At 66.9% G+C, this 17,955-nt stretch carries 13 protein-coding genes; 4 read left to right on the plus strand and 9 right to left on the minus strand.

Translation table 11 applies throughout. The annotated features are described in order from the left end of the window. Window positions 1-49 precede the first annotated feature (49 nt). On the plus strand, window positions 50-796 hold the full coding sequence (locus tag QP609_RS18930) for a KilA-N domain-containing protein (protein ID WP_014648638.1): 747 nt from the start codon (window positions 50-52) through the stop codon (window positions 794-796). 74 nt (window positions 797-870) lie between these two features. On the opposite strand, the gene QP609_RS18935 is transcribed toward QP609_RS18930, so the two are convergent. The 9 genes from QP609_RS18935 to QP609_RS18975 all read right to left on the minus strand — a co-directional run bounded on the left by QP609_RS18935 (window position 871) and on the right by QP609_RS18975 (window position 9,900). Then, window positions 871-1,230 carry a hypothetical protein gene (locus QP609_RS18935; RefSeq protein WP_014648639.1) on the minus strand — a complete coding sequence of 120 codons (360 nt, stop codon included), beginning with the start codon at window positions 1,228-1,230 and terminating at the stop codon, window positions 871-873. Window positions 1,231-1,283: 53 nt separating this feature from the next. After that, window positions 1,284-1,700, minus strand: coding sequence for a roadblock/LC7 domain-containing protein (locus tag QP609_RS18940; RefSeq protein ID WP_197621720.1), 417 nt, complete (start codon window positions 1,698-1,700; stop codon window positions 1,284-1,286). Further along, on the minus strand, window positions 1,693-2,241 hold the full coding sequence (locus tag QP609_RS18945; RefSeq protein WP_014648641.1) for an ATP/GTP-binding protein: 549 nt from the start codon (window positions 2,239-2,241) through the stop codon (window positions 1,693-1,695). The genes QP609_RS18940 and QP609_RS18945 overlap by 8 nt, the downstream gene beginning before the upstream one ends. Beyond that, window positions 2,234-3,199, minus strand: coding sequence for a hypothetical protein (locus QP609_RS18950; RefSeq protein ID WP_046432820.1), 966 nt, complete (start codon window positions 3,197-3,199; stop codon window positions 2,234-2,236). The genes QP609_RS18945 and QP609_RS18950 overlap by 8 nt, the downstream gene beginning before the upstream one ends. A gap of 316 nt (window positions 3,200-3,515) precedes the next feature. Continuing rightward, window positions 3,516-5,738 (minus strand): NADP-dependent isocitrate dehydrogenase, encoded by a 2,223-nt coding sequence (locus tag QP609_RS18955; protein WP_046432822.1) that lies wholly within the window; start codon window positions 5,736-5,738, stop codon window positions 3,516-3,518. Between the two features lie 357 nt (window positions 5,739-6,095). Beyond that, on the minus strand, window positions 6,096-6,608 hold the full coding sequence (locus QP609_RS18960; RefSeq protein ID WP_014648644.1) for a hypothetical protein: 513 nt from the start codon (window positions 6,606-6,608) through the stop codon (window positions 6,096-6,098). A 45-nt stretch (window positions 6,609-6,653) separates the two neighbouring features. Further along, a complete protein-coding gene (locus QP609_RS18965) occupies window positions 6,654-6,947 on the minus strand; it encodes a LysM peptidoglycan-binding domain-containing protein (RefSeq protein ID WP_005419771.1) in 294 nt (97 codons plus the stop codon). 285 nt (window positions 6,948-7,232) lie between these two features. Then, entirely contained in the window at window positions 7,233-8,051 is an 819-nt protein-coding gene (queF, locus tag QP609_RS18970; protein ID WP_014648645.1) for an NADPH-dependent 7-cyano-7-deazaguanine reductase QueF, read from the minus strand. Window positions 8,052-8,580: 529 nt separating this feature from the next. After that, window positions 8,581-9,900 (minus strand): M20 family metallopeptidase, encoded by a 1,320-nt coding sequence (locus tag QP609_RS18975; RefSeq protein WP_046432850.1) that lies wholly within the window; start codon window positions 9,898-9,900, stop codon window positions 8,581-8,583. Between the two features lie 186 nt (window positions 9,901-10,086). Between QP609_RS18975 and QP609_RS18980 the strand changes: the two genes are divergently transcribed. The 3 genes from QP609_RS18980 (at window position 10,087) to QP609_RS18990 (ending at window position 17,793) form a co-directional block, all read left to right on the plus strand. Beyond that, window positions 10,087-11,331 (plus strand): efflux RND transporter periplasmic adaptor subunit, encoded by a 1,245-nt coding sequence (locus tag QP609_RS18980; protein WP_014648647.1) that lies wholly within the window; start codon window positions 10,087-10,089, stop codon window positions 11,329-11,331. A 74-nt stretch (window positions 11,332-11,405) separates the two neighbouring features. Next, the gene (locus QP609_RS18985; protein WP_049440059.1) at window positions 11,406-14,639 is read left to right on the plus strand and encodes an efflux RND transporter permease subunit; all 3,234 of its coding nucleotides are present in this window, start codon (window positions 11,406-11,408) and stop codon (window positions 14,637-14,639) included. Window positions 14,640-14,670: 31 nt separating this feature from the next. Next, on the plus strand, window positions 14,671-17,793 hold the full coding sequence (locus QP609_RS18990) for an efflux RND transporter permease subunit (protein WP_049403847.1): 3,123 nt from the start codon (window positions 14,671-14,673) through the stop codon (window positions 17,791-17,793). The last annotated feature ends 162 nt before the right edge of the window (window positions 17,794-17,955 follow it).

Here is a 17,955-nt window from a genome sequence, read left to right on the forward strand (position 1 = left end):
CCTCCCTGCTGCCTACCCTTTCAGGCCCAACAACGGCACGAGGTGACGCATGCAGCAAATGACCTTTATTCCGCGCGTGGAGGAAGGCAACGTCATCCCGCAGCGCGCCCGCGACGGCTACATCAGCGCGACCGCCCTGTGCCAGTCCGTCGGCAAGCGCTGGTCCGACTACCGGGCACTGAAATCGACGGAGGAGTTCCTGCAGGAGCTCATGGCGCAGACGAAGCTGTCCGAGAATGAGCTGATCCACGTGGTATCCGGTGGGAACCCGGCCATGCAGGGCACCTGGATCCACCCGTACCTCGCCATCCACCTCGGCCAGTGGCTGTCGCGCAGGTTCGCAGTGAAGGTCTCGCAGTGGGTGGTGGAATGGCAGCAGGGTCGCGCCAATGCGTTGCTGCCCGTGCACATCGACCGCTACATGCAGAACCGTGCCAAGGTGCCGTACACCCATTTCTCGATGCTCAACGAGCTGACGTTGAACCTGATCGCACCGCTGGAGCAGGCGGGCTATACGCTCCCGCAGGCGCTGGTGCCGGACATCTCCGAAGGCCGACTGTTCTGCAAATGGCTGAGGGATCATCGCGGCGTCGACACCGATGCGCTGCCCACGTATGACCACGCCTACCCGGACGGCCGCACGGTGCAGGCCAAGCTGTATCCCAACGAGTTCTACGAGGACTTCCGCCGCCACTTCAACGAAGTGTGGCTGCCAGATCATGCGCCCAGGTACTTCGCCGCACGCGACAGCAAGGCTCTCTCGTTCGTCTCTGCACTGCTGCTTCCAGCAGCCTGAAGGCAGCGCCGAACGTGCTCGGCTGCTTCGGCTGGAAGCAGCCGAGCATGGTCCGGCGCTACGGAGGCGGCCGCTCAGATCGCCAGTTCGGCCTCCACGTCCTGCACCTTGCGCCGGGCCAATGCCAGGTTGGACTTGGTACGGTCCAGCACGATGTAGAAGAACAGGCCCTTCTTCTTCGCCACCGGGCGCATGATGTGGTACGCCTTGCCCAGCGAGATCAGGATGTCCTCGATGCTGTCGTTGAGGTTCAGCGATGCGGCGGTCTTCATCTTGGCGCGGATCACTTCGGTATTGCCGGCGGCGGCCACTTCCATGTCCATGCCGGCACCGGCTTCGCCCAGCAGCATGCCGCTTTCGTAATCGACCAGCGCCACTGCCTGCGCGCCGTCGATGCCCATCAGTGCGTTCAACGAATCATTCAATCCAGCCACGTCGCACCCCTTGTCGATGTTGGTCCGAGCCCCTTGTTCCCCTGCGGCCGGGCTCACGATCCGCCGAGTTCGGCCAGGATCGCCTGGCCACATTCCCTGCTCTGCCACAGCACCTGGCCGATCACGCTGCGCTGGTCGCAGGCCGCCATCAGCAGCAACGGTGCGCGCCCTTCGGCCTGGATCGCCAGCATCAGCACCTTTCCGCCCGCCGCTTCCAGCATCAGTGTCTGCAGATCGCCCAGCACCAGTTCGCGCCCGACCGCCGCAGCCAGCGCCAGCATCGCGCTGGTCATCGCCGCCAGCCGTTCGCCGCGCCCTTCGGCGCCGGCGCTGACCAGGGCAAAGCCATCGACGCTGGCCAGCACGACCGTGCGCACGCCTTCGACCCGCTGCTGCAGGTCCTGCAGCAGGGGCTGCAGGCGCTCACGCTGACCGGCGTCGGGCAGTACCACCACCTGCCCGTCAGCCATGTGCAGCCACCAGTGCGTGCGCTTCCATTTCGCTCATCAGTACATCCATCAGCAGCAGTCCCTGTCCTCGGTCACGGGCATCCACGGCCAGCAGCGGCAGCGGCTGGTCGTCAAGGCAGGCACGGATGGCCCAGTCATCCAGTGCGGCCTGCGGTGCCTGGTCCAGGTGGGTGACCGCCACGACCAGTGCCAAGGATGATGCGAACGGCTGCAGCACCTGCAGATAGCCTTCCAGCTCGCTGGCCAGGCCGGCGCGGCGCGCATCCAGCAGCAGCACCGCGCCACGCGCGCCCTGCAGCAGGATCGGCCACAGGAAATCGAAACGCTGCTGGCCGGGTGTGCCGTAGAGACGCAGGCGTTCGCCGTTGGGCAGGTCGATGTCTGCATAGTCCAGCGCCACGGTGGTGGAGGCCTTGTCGGCGCCGAGGCGATCACTGTTGGCCACATCCGTGTCGACCACCGCGCCAGCCGCGATGCTGCGTACCAGCGTCGACTTGCCGCTGCCCATGCCGCCCAGCACGACCACCTTGTGCTCACGCATTGCGCTCGCTCCCGCGCAGGTGCCGCCACAGGCGGGCGAGCAGTCCGTTGTCGGTGCGGGTGCCACCCGCCGCCATCATCAGCGTCGCCGGGGCGGCCTGCAGCTGCGCGTAGCCACACAGATAGGCGGCATGGATGAAATCGCGAACGGCCGCCGCCGGCAGTTCGAGCAGCATCGCGCATTCCTCAACCGTGCACGCACGCTTGAGCAGCAGCGAGCACAGGCGGAAGCCATCGTGGTCATGGCCCAGTACGCGGAAGTCCGGCCAGCGCAGCAGCTTCACCGAGGCGCCGCGCAGGCGCTCGTCCAGCGCCTGCCAATGGCGGCTGCGTTGCGCCCATTGCCACAGCAGTGGCCGCAGCGGCTGGCGTGGCCGCTCGCCGGCCAGGGCCTGCAGGCGCGCCGGTGTCAGCGCGTCCAGCTGCAGGCGCTCAAAGGCATCGGCCAGCCGCTCCACCAGCGCCGCAGCCGGCTCCTGCAACAGCACGGCCTGATCGTGCTCCAGATCCATCAGCAGCAGAGGCTCGCCTGCATCACCCAGCAGTGCCTGGCCCTGTCGCAGCGGCAGCCGCTCGCGCAGCAGGCGGGTGATGGCGTGCGCGCCATCTGCCAGGCGGATCGGCGCAGGTGTCTGCATGACCAGGGGCTCCGGTGCCAACTGCATGCGACGCAACGCGCGACCGATGGCACCGTCATCAAGCACGTCCTGATGCCCGTCGCCATCACGCAGCTGGCCGCCGATGTCCTCGATCCAGCACTGCAGGCGCGGACGTTGCTGTCGCATGCGCTGGGCGGCGTTGCGCAGCGCCGGGGTATCGCGGATGACCAGCAGATCACAATCGTCCAGATCCTGGCTGCGGCGGACCTGGCCATCCGGCAGCGCCGAGGCCAGGCGCAGCCTTTGCAGCAGGGCCTGCTCGCCCTGGATATCGGTTCCCACTACCAGCACGCGTGCCATCCGTGTTCCCCGTGCGGCCACCTCCCCGGTGGCCTCGCGTCGCCAAGGCTAGGGCATCGCCAGCGGCGGCCGTCGTGATCGATTGCTCAGATTCAAGGCGACTGCGAAACGGCGCCGATCCATTCTGCGACCGCCATCGCGGGCAAGTTTCATGCCCCGTTGACGGCATTCCGACGACCGACGGATGTCACGGTTCTGGACACGGGTCGAATGGGGTCAGATCCCTTTTGCTTGCAAAAGGAATCTGACCCCAGCGCCATAAAAAGAAACCCGCGCCGAAGCGCGGGTTCCGGTGTCACGGCCGAACGGCAGTGGATCAGCCGCGCAGCTGTTCCAGCGCGGCGTTGAAGGTCGCGCTCGGGCGCATCGCCTTGCTGGCCTTGGCCACGTCCGGGCGGTAGTAGCCGCCGATGTCCACGGCCTTGCCCTGCACTGCGATCAGCTCTTCGACGATCTTCTGCTCGTTGTCGGTCAGCGTCTTGGCCAGCGGGGCGAAGCGCGCCTTCAGGGCGGCGTCCTCGTCCTGCGCGGCCAGGGCCTGGGCCCAGTACAGCGCGATGTAGAAGTGGCTGCCACGGTTGTCGATGCCACCCAGCTTGCGCGATGGCGACTTGTCGTTGTCCAGGAACTGGCCGTTGGCTTCGTCCAGCGCCTTGGCCAGCACGCGGGCAGCGGCGTTGTCGTAGCGGTTGCCCAGGTGTTCCAGCGACGCGGCCAGGGCCAGGAACTCACCCAGCGAATCCCAACGCAGGTAGTCCTCTTCAACGAACTGCTGCACGTGCTTCGGGGCCGATCCACCGGCACCGGTCTCGAACAGGCCGCCACCGGCCATCAGCGGCACGATCGACAGCATCTTGGCGCTGGTGCCCAGTTCCATGATCGGGAACAGGTCGGTCAGGTAGTCACGCAGCACGTTGCCGGTCACCGAGATGGTGTCCTCGCCCTTGCGGATGCGGTCCAGCGAGAACGCGGTGGCTTCCACCGGCGGCAGGATGCGGATATCCAGGCCGGTGGTGTCGTGGTCCTTCAGGTACTGCTCGACCTTGGCGATGACCTGCGCGTCGTGGGCGCGGGCGGCGTCCAGCCAGAACACGGCCGGGGTGCTGCTCAGGCGGGCGCGCTCGACGGCCAGCTTGACCCAGTCCTGGATCGGCGCGTCCTTGGTCTGGCACATGCGCCAGATGTCACCAGCTTCCACGGCGTGCTCGAACACCACGGCGCCGGCATCATCGGTGACCTTGACCACGCCATCGGCGGCGATCTGGAAGGTCTTGTCGTGCGAGCCGTACTCCTCGGCCTTCTGCGCCATCAGGCCGACGTTCGGCACCGAGCCCATGGTGGCCGGGTCGAAGGCACCGTGCGCCTTGCAGTCGTCGATGACGGCCTGGTACACGCCGGCGTAGCAGCGGTCCGGAATGACCGCCTTGGTGTCCTGCAGCTTGCCTTCGGCATTCCACATCTTGCCCGAGTCGCGGATCATCGCCGGCATCGAGGCGTCGACGATCACGTCGCTCGGCACGTGCAGGTTGGTGATGCCCTTGTCCGAATTGACCATGGCCACGCCCGGGCGCTGCGCGTACTCGGCGGCCAGGTCGGCCTCGATCGCGGCGCGGGTGGCTTCAGGCAGCGACGGCAGGCGCGCAGCCAGGTCACCAATGCCGTTGTTGGCATCGAAACCGGCCTGCTTCAGCACGTCGGCGTGCTTGGTCAGTACGTCCTTGTAGAACTCGTTCACCGCCACGCCGAACATGATCGGGTCGGAGACCTTCATCATGGTCGCCTTCAGGTGCAGCGAGAACAGCACGCCCTGGGCCTTGGCATCGGCAATCTGCTCGCCGATGAACGCGGCCAGTGCCTTGCGGCTCATGACGGCGGCATCGACGATCTCGCCCGCCTTCACTGCGGTCTTTTCCTTCAGCACGACGGCGCTGCCGTCCTTGCCGTGGAAGGTGATCTTCAGCGAACCGGCGTTGGCCAGGGTGGCCGACTTCTCGCTGCCGTAGAAGTCACCGGCGGCCATGTGCGCGACGTGCGACTTCGAATCCGACGCCCAGGCGCCCATGCGGTGCGGATGCTTGCGCGCGTAGTTCTTCACCGACAGCGGTGCACGGCGGTCGGAGTTGCCTTCGCGCAGCACCGGGTTCACCGCACTGCCCTTGACCTTGTCGTAGCGCGCCTTGTAGTCGCGCTGCTGGTCGTCGGCCGGGGTTTCCGGGTAATCCGGCAGCGGATAGCCCTGGTCCTGCAGTTCCTTGATGGCCGCCTTCAGCTGCGGCACCGAGGCGGAGATGTTCGGCAGCTTGATGATGTTGGCGTCCGGGGTGGTCGCCAGCTGGCCCAGCTCGGCCAGGTCGTCGCTGACCTTCTGCGCGTCGCTGAGCAGTTCAGGGAACAGCGACAGGATGCGGCCGGACAGCGAGATGTCACGGGTTTCCACCACGATGCCTGCGGTGGCGGTGTAGGCGCCGACGATCGGCAGCAGCGACTGGGTGGCCAGGAACGGTGCTTCGTCGGTCAGCGTGTAGAGAATCTTGGACATGGGGGACTTGGACTCTGTAGCAGTGCTCAGGGGAAGGCCGGCGCCAGCGCCGGGCCACGTGCAACCGTGTCGCGCGCGGGGCCGGGCCCCACGCTTTCCCCCGTCGCCGTCAGGGTGGGCGCGCGGCGGGGAAACCCCTGCATTGTCGCGTTTTCAGCCGCGCGGGGCAAAGCCGCGCCATACGCGGCGGTACTGCACGGCGGCAACGCTGTGATCCATCCGCGCCAGGATGAAGCCCCCCACAGCATCAGCAGATCCACGCCATGCGTGGATGAAGCCAGCCATCGCCCAACAAAAAAGGACGCAGCCTCGCGGCTGCGTCCATCGTGAGCCCTGCCGGGAGAGAGTCGGCAGGACTTACTTGACCTCGAACTCCTGCGGCGTTCCGGCCGCCTTGCCATCGACGGTGACCTCGGCGCGGTACTTGCCGGCCGGCCAGCCCTTTGCATTCTTGAACGTGACGTTGGTGGTTTCCGCACCACTGGTGTTCAGGGTGGCGTTCTGTTCGCCGGCTACCTGGCCGTCCTGATAGGTCAGCTTGGCGCCAACGGTGACGTTGTTTGCAGCGCCGTCGGTCTTGACCGAAACGATGATGTCATCCTTCGGTGCGAACAAAGCCGTCGTCGCAACCGACTTGTCGGCGGCGGCGGTCTTGCCGACGGTGACCGACGAGACGTTGACCGCAGCGGCTTCGGCCATCGGCGGCGGTGCGCCGGTCATCGGCGCGGGAGCTGCGGGTTCGGCCGGGGCGGTCGCTGCCGGAGCGGCGTTGCTGTCGGTCGACTCTTCCTTCTTCTTGCAACCGACCAGGGCAACGCTGCCAAGCAGGGCGGCGATCAGGGCGGTCTGTAGCGGGGTGGTCTTGATCATTCGGGGTTCCTCCCAGGGATTGTCGGACGGCGTTCGATGGCCGGCTTACTTCGGCGGCAGTTTCAGGGTCTGGCCCGGGAAGATCTTGTCCGGGTCATCAAGCACATCGCGGTTGGCTTCGAAGATCTTTTTCCAGGCATTGGCGTCGCCCAGATGCTGCTTGGCGATCTTCGACAGCGAGTCACCCTTCTGCACGGTATAGGTGCCGCCGCTGACAACGTCTGCGGTGCTGTCCACCGAAGCGCTGACGCCGGAGAAGTCCGCCTTCGGCACCTGCTCGGCGGTACTGTCGACACTGCCACTGACGCCGGAGAAATCGGCTTTCTTCTCGGTACTCATCCACAACTCCCGTCTGCATGACTACGTGATTCGCACGGTGCCATGGAGGTTGTTAAATGGGGATGGTGCAGATGTGAAGCCGCCCCCCGGGGCGGCTGAACAATCGGGGGAATGGACGCCCGGTAGTGCCGGCCGCTGGCCGGCTGTGCCAGGGGGATCCGGCCTTGGCCGATTGCCGGCCAGCGGCCGGCTCTACCCGTAACCACCTGCGAATCATGGTAGTGCCGGCCGCTGGCCGGCGCTCGCCGGGCATGGCCCGGCGCAACGGGCAACCGCCTGTGGCGGTTACTGCCGCAGTTCGCGGTAGGTCGCAGCCGGGGCGGCGATGCCCGGGCTGGCACGCCAGGGGTTGATATCCAGGCCGCCACGACGGGTGTAGCGGGCCTCCACTTCCAGCCACTGCGGCTGGCAGCGCGCAGACACCTCGCTGAAGATCCGTTCAACACACTGCTCGTGGAACTCGGCGTGCTCGCGGTAGCTGACCAGGTAACGCAGCAGGCCGGCGCGGTCGATCTTCGGCCCGCGGTAGCGCAGGCTGACCGTGGCCCAGTCCGGCTGGCCGGTAACCGGGCAGTTGGACTTCAGCAGCGCCGAGACCAGGGTTTCCTCCACCACCTCGCCGGTATCAGCGGCGAGGAAGTCTGCCTGCGGCGGGCCGTAGCAGTCGATCTCCACATCCAGGCCGTCGATGGATTCACCGAGTGGCGTCTCGCGCAGGCCCGGCAGGCCGAACTCGACCTCCACCGGCGCACCGGCGCAGGCCGACAGGTCAGCCACCAGGCGCCCACGAAGTGCCTCGGCGCTGTCGATACGGGTGCTGTTGAGGGAGTTCAGGTACAGCTTGAACGACTTCGATTCGATCAACCGCGGCGAGGTGCACGGCACCTGCACGGTGGCGACGGCGACCTGCGGCTTGCCACGCGCGTCGAGCCAGCTCAGCTCGAAGGCATGCCAGCGGTCGTGGCCAACGAACGGCAGCGCGGCGTCATCGAGGCCGATCTCGGCGCGGGCGCCGCTGCGGGGGATGGGAAACAGCAGGCCGGGATCGTACTGCGACGGGTAACTGACCTCGCGACCGAGGCTGGAATCCTGTGGGGTGTTCATGGGCGCCATTGTATCGCGCGGACGGCGGGCCTTCGGCCGGGCCGGCCAACGGCGGAGCCCCTCCGTGGTGGTTGTGTTGCCGGATACAGGAGCTGGCCGGGAGGGTGGGTTGGCCGGGGGACGCCGTGAATCCATCCATGGAGGCTCGGTCGCCGCATCCATGCGGCTCACGCCCCCAGCCAACCCACCCTCCCGGCCACGGACAATTTCCCGCGCCACCACGGGAAAGATCAGGAAAATCAAAATCAGAATCCGATCCTTCAGACGTTCATGACGTCCGCCGTGCCGACCAACGGTCGGCACCCACCAACAGCAGCGGGCACCAACAGCCGCGGGACACTGTCGAAGGCGGGGTGGGTCCGGTTGAGGGGGTGTCCGCGGCATGGATGCCGCGGCCAAGCCCCCAGGGACGGGTTTACGGCGTCCCCCTCAACCGGACCCACCCCGCCATCCCACGGAATGCCCGCTGTTGACGTTGACGTTGCCGTTGATCCAAGCGGGTGCAGGGCTGCAAGCCCTGCGGAAACCCTCACTCCGCCGGGGTGCCGGCACCGTGCAGATAATCCAGGCTCACCTGCAGCAGCGCGCGGAACCCGACATCCAGCGCCTTCTCATCCAGCAGGAACTTCGGCGAATGGTTGGCCGGCGCCGTTGCCGGATCGATGCCCGCGCTGGTGGAGCCGACGAAGAAGAACATGCCCGGCACTTCCTTGGCGTACAGCGAGAAATCTTCCGCACCCATCTGCAGCGGTGGCTCGTATACGTTGTCCTTGCCCACCACCGCCTGCAGGCTCGGCAGCATCTTCGCGGTCAATGCCGGGTTGTTCACCGTGGCCGGGTTGCCGTCGGCTTCGTAGATCTCGGTCACCGCCTTGGCACCATGCGCGGCGGCGGTGTGCTCGGCCACGTTGCGCAGGTCGGCGAAGATCTGCTGGCGCATGCCTTCGTCGAAGGTGCGGATGGTGCCGACCATCTCCACTTCATCGGGAATGATGTTGTAGCGGATGCCGCCGTTGATCGCGCCGAAGGTCAGCACTGCCGGCTGCTTGGACAGGTTGGCGCGGCGGCTGACGATGGTCTGCGCGGTGCCCACCAGGTCGGCGGTGGCGACGATCGGATCAACCCCGTTCCACGGCGCCGAGCCATGCGTCTGGCGGCCGATCACCTTGATCCCGAACCGGTCCGAGGCCGCCATCAACGGGCCACCGCGCACCGCGATCTGACCCACCTGCACGCTGGAGAACACATGCAGGCCGAACACCGCTTCCGGCTTGAAATCGGCGAACAGGCCTTCCTTCAGCATGAGTGCCGCACCACCCTCTTCCGGCGGCGGTGCGCCCTCCTCGGCCGGCTGGAAGATCAGCATCACCTGGCCCGGCAGGTCCTTCTTCATCGACACCAGTGCTTCGGCCACGCCGAGCAGGGTCGCGGTGTGCGCGTCATGGCCACAGGCATGCATCACGCCCACGGTCTGCCCGCGGTACTGGTCAGTGGCCTTGGAGGCGAACGGCAGGCCGGTCTGCTCGGTCACCGGCAGCGCGTCCATGTCGGCGCGCAGGGCGATCTTCGGCCCCGGCTTGCCGCCCTCGATGATCGCAACCACGCCGTGGTGGGCGATGCCGGTCTTCGGCTTCAGGCCCATCGCACGCAGGCGCTTGGCGACCTCGGCCGAGGTGCGCGCCTCGCGGTTGGACAACTCCGGATGCTGGTGGAAATCGCGGCGCCATTCGACCACCTTGGCCTGCAGCCGCTGCGCGGCGGCGGTCACTTCCGGGCGCTGCCCGTCCTGGGCGTGGGCAAGGGCCGGCAGGGCCAGCAGCAGGGCGGACAGCAGCAGCGAACGGCGCATCGCAATCTCCACAGCAGAAGGGTTCCAGCTGAATGTAGGGCAACACCGCCGCCACGGGAACCTCCGGCGCTCGATCCGGTCTTAGCGCCCGTCCCATCCGTCATGCAGGAAACGTGATGTGGCACAGGTATGCTTTGCGCATTGCCCCGGCGTCCCGCCTGGTCCAGCCCTCTCGGAGTCCTCGTAATGTCACGTGTTTGGAAGATCGTGCTGCTGGTCGTGGCAGTGCTGGTGCTGGCCGTGGTCGGCCTGCGCGTCATGGGCGGGGGCAAGGACAAGGCCGGTGGTGCAGCTGCGGGGGCGCGCCAAGGCGGCGAGGATCCGAATGCCGGTCCAGTACCGGTGACCGTGGTGGAGGCCACGCGCCAGGACGTGCCGGTGTATGCCAGCGCGCTGGGCACGGTGACTGCGATGAACACCGTTACCGTCAGCCCGCAGGTCGGCGGCCAGCTGATGAGCCTGAATTTCCGCGAAGGCCAGGAAGTGAAGCAGGGTGACGTGCTGGCGGTGATCGATCCGCGCACGGCCCAGGCCAGCTATGACCAGGCCGCCGCAGCCAAGCGCCAGAACGAAGCCCTGTTGGCCACTGCGCGCTCCAACTTCCAGCGCTCGAACGCGCCTGAGTATCGCCAGTACGTCGCCAAGACCGATCTGGATACACAGCGAAACCAAGTGGCACAGTACGAAAGCGCCGTGGCCGCCAACGAGGCCAGCATGCGTTCGGCGCAGGTGCAGCTGCAGTACACCAAGGTCACCGCACCGATCTCCGGCATCGCCGGCATCCGCGCGGTCGACGCGGGCAACGTGGTCAACGCCGGCACCGCGCTGGTCACGCTGACCCAGATCCATCCGATCCACGTGCTGTTCAACCTGCCCGAGCGCCAGCTCGGCGACGTGCGCCAGGCGCAGGCCGCCGGCACGGTGCCGGTGGCCGCGCTGGACCGTGCCGATTCGCATGTGTTGTCCGGCGACGGCAAGCTCGACGTGGTCGACAACCTGATCAGTGCCGACAGCGGCACGTTCAAGGCGCGTGCGATTTTCGACAACACCGACAACGGCCTGTGGCCGGGCCAGTTCGTCAACGTGCGCATGCAGCTGCGCACGATCGCCGGTGGTGTGGTCATCCCCACCCAGGCGGTGCTGCGTGGCCCGGATGGCGAGTACGTCTACATCGTGCAGGGCGACAACACGGTAAAGATGCAGACCGTGCGCAGCGGCGTGGAAGTGGGCGACAGCCAGGTGCAGATCGCCGAAGGCCTGAAGGGCGGCGAGCGGGTGGTCAGTGAAGGCCAGTTCCGCCTGAAGCCGGGCAGCAAGGTCACCGCGCTGAAGCCGGGCGAGACCCCGGCCGCACCGACCGAGGCCGAACTGAAGGCGGCCGAGCAGAAGAACGCAGGCGGCGGTGGCCGTCGCGGTGGTGGCCCGCGCTGAGCGCAGGCCACTGATCTCCCTCGCGCCGGCATACCCGCCGGCGCCGACATTGAAGTGCCAGCAAGGATCAGTCCGTGGGCTTTTCGACGATCTTCATCCGCCGCCCGATCGCCACCTCGCTGTTGATGGCGGGCCTGTTGCTGCTGGGCATCCTCGGTTACCGCAAGCTGCCGGTGTCGGCGCTGCCGGAAATCGATGCGCCCAGCCTGGTGGTCACCACCCAGTACCCCGGTGCCAACGCCACCACCATGGCTTCGCTGGTCACTACCCCGCTGGAGCGCCAGTTCGGGCAGATTTCCGGGTTGGAGCTGATGACCTCCGACTCGTCGGCCGGGTTGTCGACGATCATCCTGCAGTTCTCGATGGACCGCGACATCGACATCGCCGCGCAGGACGTGCAGGCGGCGATCCGCCAGGCCACCCTGCCCTCGTCGCTTCCCTACCAGCCGGTCTACAACCGGGTGAATCCGGCCGACGCGGCCATCGTCACCCTGAAGCTGACCTCCGACACGCGCCCGCTGCGCGACGTCAACAATTACGCCGACTCGATCCTGGCCCAGCGCCTGTCGCAGGTGCAGGGCGTGGGACTGGTGTCGATCGCCGGCAACGTGCGCCCTGCCGTGCGCATCCAGGTCAATCCGGCGCAGCTGTCGAACATGGGCCTGACCCTGGAGCAGCTGCGCAGCGCACTGACCCAGGCCAACGTCAATGCGCCCAAGGGCTCGTTGAACGGCAAGACGCAGTCCTACAGCATCGGCACCAACGACCAGCTGGCCAGCGCCGCCGAGTACCGCGACACCATCATCAGCTACAAGAACGGCCGCCCGGTGCGGCTGTCGGACGTGGCCGAGGTGATCGATGGCGTGGAGAACGACCAGCTGGCCGCCTGGGCCGATGGAAAGCCGGCGGTGCTGCTGGAAGTCCGGCGCCAGCCTGGTGCCAACATCGTGCAGACCGTCGAGCGCATCCGCGCGATCCTGCCGCAGCTGCAGGGCGTGCTGCCGGCCGACGTGCACCTGGAGATCTTCAACGACCGTACCGAGACCATCCGCGCCTCGGTGCATGAAGTGCAGTTCACCCTGATCCTCACCATCGGCCTGGTGGTGGCGGTGATCTTCGTGTTCCTGCGCCGGTTGTGGGCCACGATCATTCCCTCTGTGGCGGTGCCATTGTCGCTGGCCGGCACCTTCGCGGTGATGGCGTTCGCCGGCATGTCGCTGGACAACCTCTCGCTGATGGCGCTGGTGGTGGCTACCGGTTTCGTGGTCGACGATGCGATCGTGATGATCGAGAACATCGTGCGCTACATCGAGCAGGGCAAGAGTGGCAAGGAAGCGGCCGAGATCGGCGCGCGCCAGATCGGCTTCACCGTGCTGTCGCTGACCGTCTCGCTGGTAGCGGTGTTCCTGCCGCTGCTGCTGATGCCCGGCGTCACCGGCCGCCTGTTCCACGAGTTCGCCTGGGTGCTGAGCATCGCGGTGGTGCTGTCGATGCTGATCTCGCTGACGCTCACCCCGATGATGTGTGCCTACCTGCTCAAGCCCGACGCCCTGCCCGAGGGCGAGGACGCGCATGAGCGCGCAGCGGCCGCCGGCAAGCAGAACCTGTGGACGCGCACCGTCGGCCTGTACGAGCACAGCCTGGACTGGGTGCTGGGCCACCAGCGCCTGACCCTGGCCGTGGCCGGCGGCGCGCTGGTACTGACCGTGCTGCTGTACGTGCTGATTCCCAAAGGCCTGCTGCCAGAACAGGACACCGGCCTGATCACCGGCGTGGTGCAGGCCGACCAGAACATTGCCTTCCCGCAGATGGAACAGCGCACCCGGCAGGTCGCCGAAGCACTGCGGCACGATCCGGATGTGACCGGCGTGTCGGCGTTCATTGGTGCCGGCAGCATGAACCCCACGCTCAACCAAGGCCAGCTGTCGATCGTGCTGAAGGAGCGCAGCCAGCGCGATGGCCTGGAGCAGATCCTGCCGCGCCTGCAGAAGGCGGTGGCCGGCATTCCCGGCGTGGCGCTGTACCTGAAGCCGGTGCAGGACGTGACCCTGGATACCCGCGTGGCCGCCACCGAGTACCAGTACTCGCTGTCGGACGTCGATTCGGCAACGGTGGCCACCCAGGCCACGCGCCTGACCGAAGCGCTGCGCAAGCGCCCGGAACTGGCTGACGTCGACAACAACCTGTCCAACCAGGGCCGCGCCCTGGAGCTGAACATCGACCGCGACAAGGCCAGCGTGCTGGGCGTGCCGATGCAGACCATCGACGACACGCTCTACGATGCGTTCGGCCAGCGCCAGATCTCCACCATCTTCACCGAGCTCAACCAGTATCGCGTGGTGCTGGAAGTGGCGCCGGAGTTCCGCACCAGCACCGCGTTGATGGAGCAGCTGGCGGTGGCCTCCAACGGCGCCGGCGCACTGACCGGCACCAATGCCACCAGCTTCGGCCAGGTCACCTCGTCGAACTCGTCGACCGCCACCGGCATCGGCGCGCAGAACACCGGCATCACCGTCGGCGCCGGCAACATCATCCCGCTGTCGGCGCTGGCCGAAGGCAAGGTCAGCAGCGCGCCGCTGGTGGTCAGCCACCAGCAGCAGCTGCCGGCGGTGACGGTCTCGTTCAACGTGGCGCCGGGCTATTCGCTGTCCGAAGCGGTGCGTGCAATCCAGGAGACCAAGGACAGCCTGGACATGCCCACCCACCTGCATGCCGAGTTCATCGGCAAGGCCGCCGAGTTCACTGGCAGCCAGACGGACGTGGTGTGGCTGCTGCTGGCCTCGCTGGTGGTGATCTACATCGTGCTGGGCGTGCTGTACGAGAGCTACATCCACCCGATCACGATCATCTCCACGCTGCCGCCGGCCGGTGTCGGCGCGCTGCTGGCGCTGATGCTGTGCGGCCTGAGCCTGTCGGTGGATGGCATCGTCGGCATCGTGCTGCTGATCGGCATCGTCAAGAAGAACGGCATCATGATGGTGGACTTCGCGATCGAGGCCCGCCGCGCCGGTGCCAACGCGCACGAAGCAATCCGCCGTGCCTGCCTGCTGCGCTTCCGCCCGATCATGATGACCACCGCCGCGGCCATGCTGGGCGCGCTGCCGCTGGCCCTGGGCACCGGGATCGGCTCGGAGCTGCGCCGCCCGCTGGGCATCGCCATCGTCGGCGGCCTGCTGCTGTCGCAGCTGGTCACGCTGTACACCACGCCGGTGATCTACCTGTACATGGAGCGCTTCTCCGAGTGGCTTGCCCGCCGCCGCGAGCAGCGTGCGTTGCGCGACGGTTCGCTGCAGGAGCCGCAGGCATGATCCACGCCCCGCTGCTGCAAGGGGCCGCACGATGAACCTGTCCGGCCCCTTCATCCGCCGCCCGATCGGCACCGCGCTGCTGGCCATCGGCCTGTTCATGGTCGGCCTGATCTGCTACCTGCGCCTGGGCGTATCGGCACTGCCGAACATCGAGATCCCGGTGATCTTCGTGCATGCCAGCCAGTCCGGCGCCGATGCGGCGACCATGGCCTCCACGGTCACCGCGCCGCTGGAACGCCATCTCGGCCAGCTGCCGGGCATCGACCGCATGCGCTCGTCGAGCTCGGAAGGCAGCTCGCTGGTGTTCATGATCTTCCAGAGCGGCCACAACATCGATTCGGCCGCGCTGGACGTACAGACCGCGATCAACTCGGCGCAGGCCGACCTGCCCTCGGGCATGGGCTCGCCGATGTACCAGAAGGCGAACCCGAACGACGACCCGGTGATCGCCATCGCGTTGACCTCGCAGACGCAGTCGGCCGATGAGCTGTACAACGTCGCCGATTCGCTGCTGGCGCAGCGCATCCGCCAGATCAGTGGCGTCGCCTCGGTCGACATCGCCGGTGCCTCCACGCCAGCGGTGCGGGTGGACGTTAACCTGCGCCTGATGAACGCGCTGGGACTCACTGCCGACGACCTGCGCAATGCCGTGCGCGCGGCCAACGTGACCTCGCCCACCGGCTTCCTCAGCGATGGCAACACCACCACTGCGATCATCGCCAACGATTCGGTGGCGCGTGCGGCGGACTTCGCCGACCTGGTGGTCAAGACCCAGGGCGATGGCCGGGTGATCCGCCTGAAGGACATCGCCAATGTCTACGACGGCCAGCAGGATGCCTACCAGGCCGCGTGGTTCGACCACAAGCCGGCGGTGGTGATGTACGTGTTCACCCGTGCCGGCGCCAATATCGTGGAGACCGTGGACCGGGTCAAGGCGCAGATCCCGACCCTGCGCGACTACCTGCAGCCCGGCACCACGATGACGCCGTACTTCGACCGTACGCCGACCATCCGTTCGTCGCTGCATGAAGTGCAGATCACCCTGCTGATCAGCCTGGCGATGGTGGTGCTGACCATGGCGCTGTTCCTGCGCCGGCTGGCACCGACGCTGATCGCCGCAGTGACCGTGCCGCTGTCGCTGGCCGGTGCCGCGTTGGTGATGTACGTGATGGGCTTCACCCTGAACAACCTGAGCCTGCTGGCGCTGGTGATCGCGATCGGCTTCGTCGTGGACGATGCGATCGTGGTGATCGAGAACATCATGCGCCACCTCGATGAGGGCATGCCGCGCATGCAGGCGGCGCTGACCGGTGCGCGCGAGATCGGCTTCACCATTGTCTCGATCACCGCCTCGCTGGTCGCGGTGTTCATCCCGCTGCTGTTCGCCAGCGGCATGATGGGCGCGTTCTTCCGCGAGTTCACCGTCACCCTGGTGGCGGCCATCGTGGTCTCGATGATCGTTTCGCTGACGTTGACCCCGGCGCTGTGCAGCCGCTTCCTCAGCGCCCATGACCACAGCGCGCCGCCGTCGCGCTTCGGACGCTGGCTGGATGCCGGCCACGAGCGCATGCTGCGCATCTACACCGTGTTCCTGGACTTCTCGCTGCGCCACGCGCTGCTGCTGTCGCTGACGCCGCTGATCCTGATCGGCGTCACCATCTTCCTGTTCGGGGCGGTGAAGAAGGGCGCGTTCCCGCCGCAGGACACCGGCCTGATCTGGGGCCGCGCCAATTCCAGCGCCACCGTCTCCTTCGAGGACATGGTCGCCCGCCAGCGTCGCATCACCGACATGCTGATGGCCGACCCGGCAGTGAAAACCGTGGGTGTGCGCCTCGGCAGCGGCCGTCAGGGCTCCAGTGCACAGTTCAACATCGAGCTGAAGTCACGCAGCGACGGTCGCCGCGAAACCACCGCACATGCGTTGGCGCGACTCAGTGCCAAGGCCGATCGCTACCCCGACCTGCAGTTGCGCCTGCGCGCGATCCAGGACCTGCCCAGCAACGATGGCGGCGGTTCCAGCCAGGGCGCGCAGTACCGCATTTCCCTGCAGGGCAACGACCTGGCTGCTTTGCAGGAATGGCTGCCCAAGCTGCAGGCGGAACTGAAGAAGAACCCGAAGCTGCGTGACGTCGGCACCGACGTGGACAATGCCGGACTGCGCCAGAACATCCAGATCGACCGCGCCAAGGCCGCGCGCCTGGGCATCACGGTCGGCGCCATCGACGGCGCGCTGTACGGTGCGTTCGGCCAGCGCCAGATCTCCACCATCTATTCGGACATCAACCAGTACAGCGTGGTGGTCAACGCCCTGCCCTCGCAGACCGCCACCCCGGCGGCGCTGGATGAGGTGTACGTGCGTGCGCGCAACGGCGACATGGTGCCGATCACCGCGGTGGCCACGCAGATGCCCGGCCTGGCCCCCTCGCAGATCACCCACGAGAACCAGTACACGACGATGGACCTCAGCTACAACCTGGCTCCGAACGTGAGCATGGGTGAGGCCAAGGCGATCATCGATGCCACCGTCGCCGGCATGCGCATGCCTGGCGACATCCGCCTGGCCGACGATGCGGGCTTCGGCTTCAATTCAGATCCCAGCGACATGCTGATCCTGGTGTTTGCCGCGATCCTGACCGTCTACCTGGTGCTGGGCATGCTCTACGAGAGCCTGATCCACCCGGTCACCATCCTGTCCACGCTGCCGGCGGCGGGCGTCGGTGCGCTGCTGGCGTTGTTCGGCACCAACACCGAACTGTCGGTGATCTCGATGATCGCGCTGGTTCTGCTGATCGGCATCGTCAAGAAGAACGCGATCATGATGATCGACTTCGCCCTGGTGGCGCAGCGCGAGCATGGGCTGGCGCCGCGCGATGCCGCACGCGAGGCCAGCATCGTGCGCTTCCGCCCGATCATGATGACCACGATGGTCGCGATCCTGGCCGCCGTGCCGCTGGCGATCGGCCTGGGTGAAGGGTCCGAGCTGCGCCGCCCGCTGGGCATCGCGATGATCGGCGGCCTGCTGTTCTCGCAGAGCCTGACCCTTCTCAGCACGCCGGCGCTGTACGTGATCTTCTCGTGCCTGGCCGAGCGTTGGCGCGCACGCCGCGCACGCAGGCGCGAAGCCAAGCTGCTCAAGCGCGCGCAGCGGGCCTAGAAGGGCCCATCCACGCGCGGCGTGGATCTATGGGTAGAGCCGGCCGCTGGCCGGCTTTCTCCGTACCGCAAATCTGCCGGCCAGCGGCCGGCACTACCACTACCGTGGGTGCGGACCGTTGGTCCGCACTCCATATTTCACCCCACACCCGCAATAATGGTC

This window comes from Stenotrophomonas sp. 8(2023) (assembly GCF_030345295.1).
Lineage (GTDB): Bacteria > Pseudomonadota > Gammaproteobacteria > Xanthomonadales > Xanthomonadaceae > Stenotrophomonas > Stenotrophomonas muris.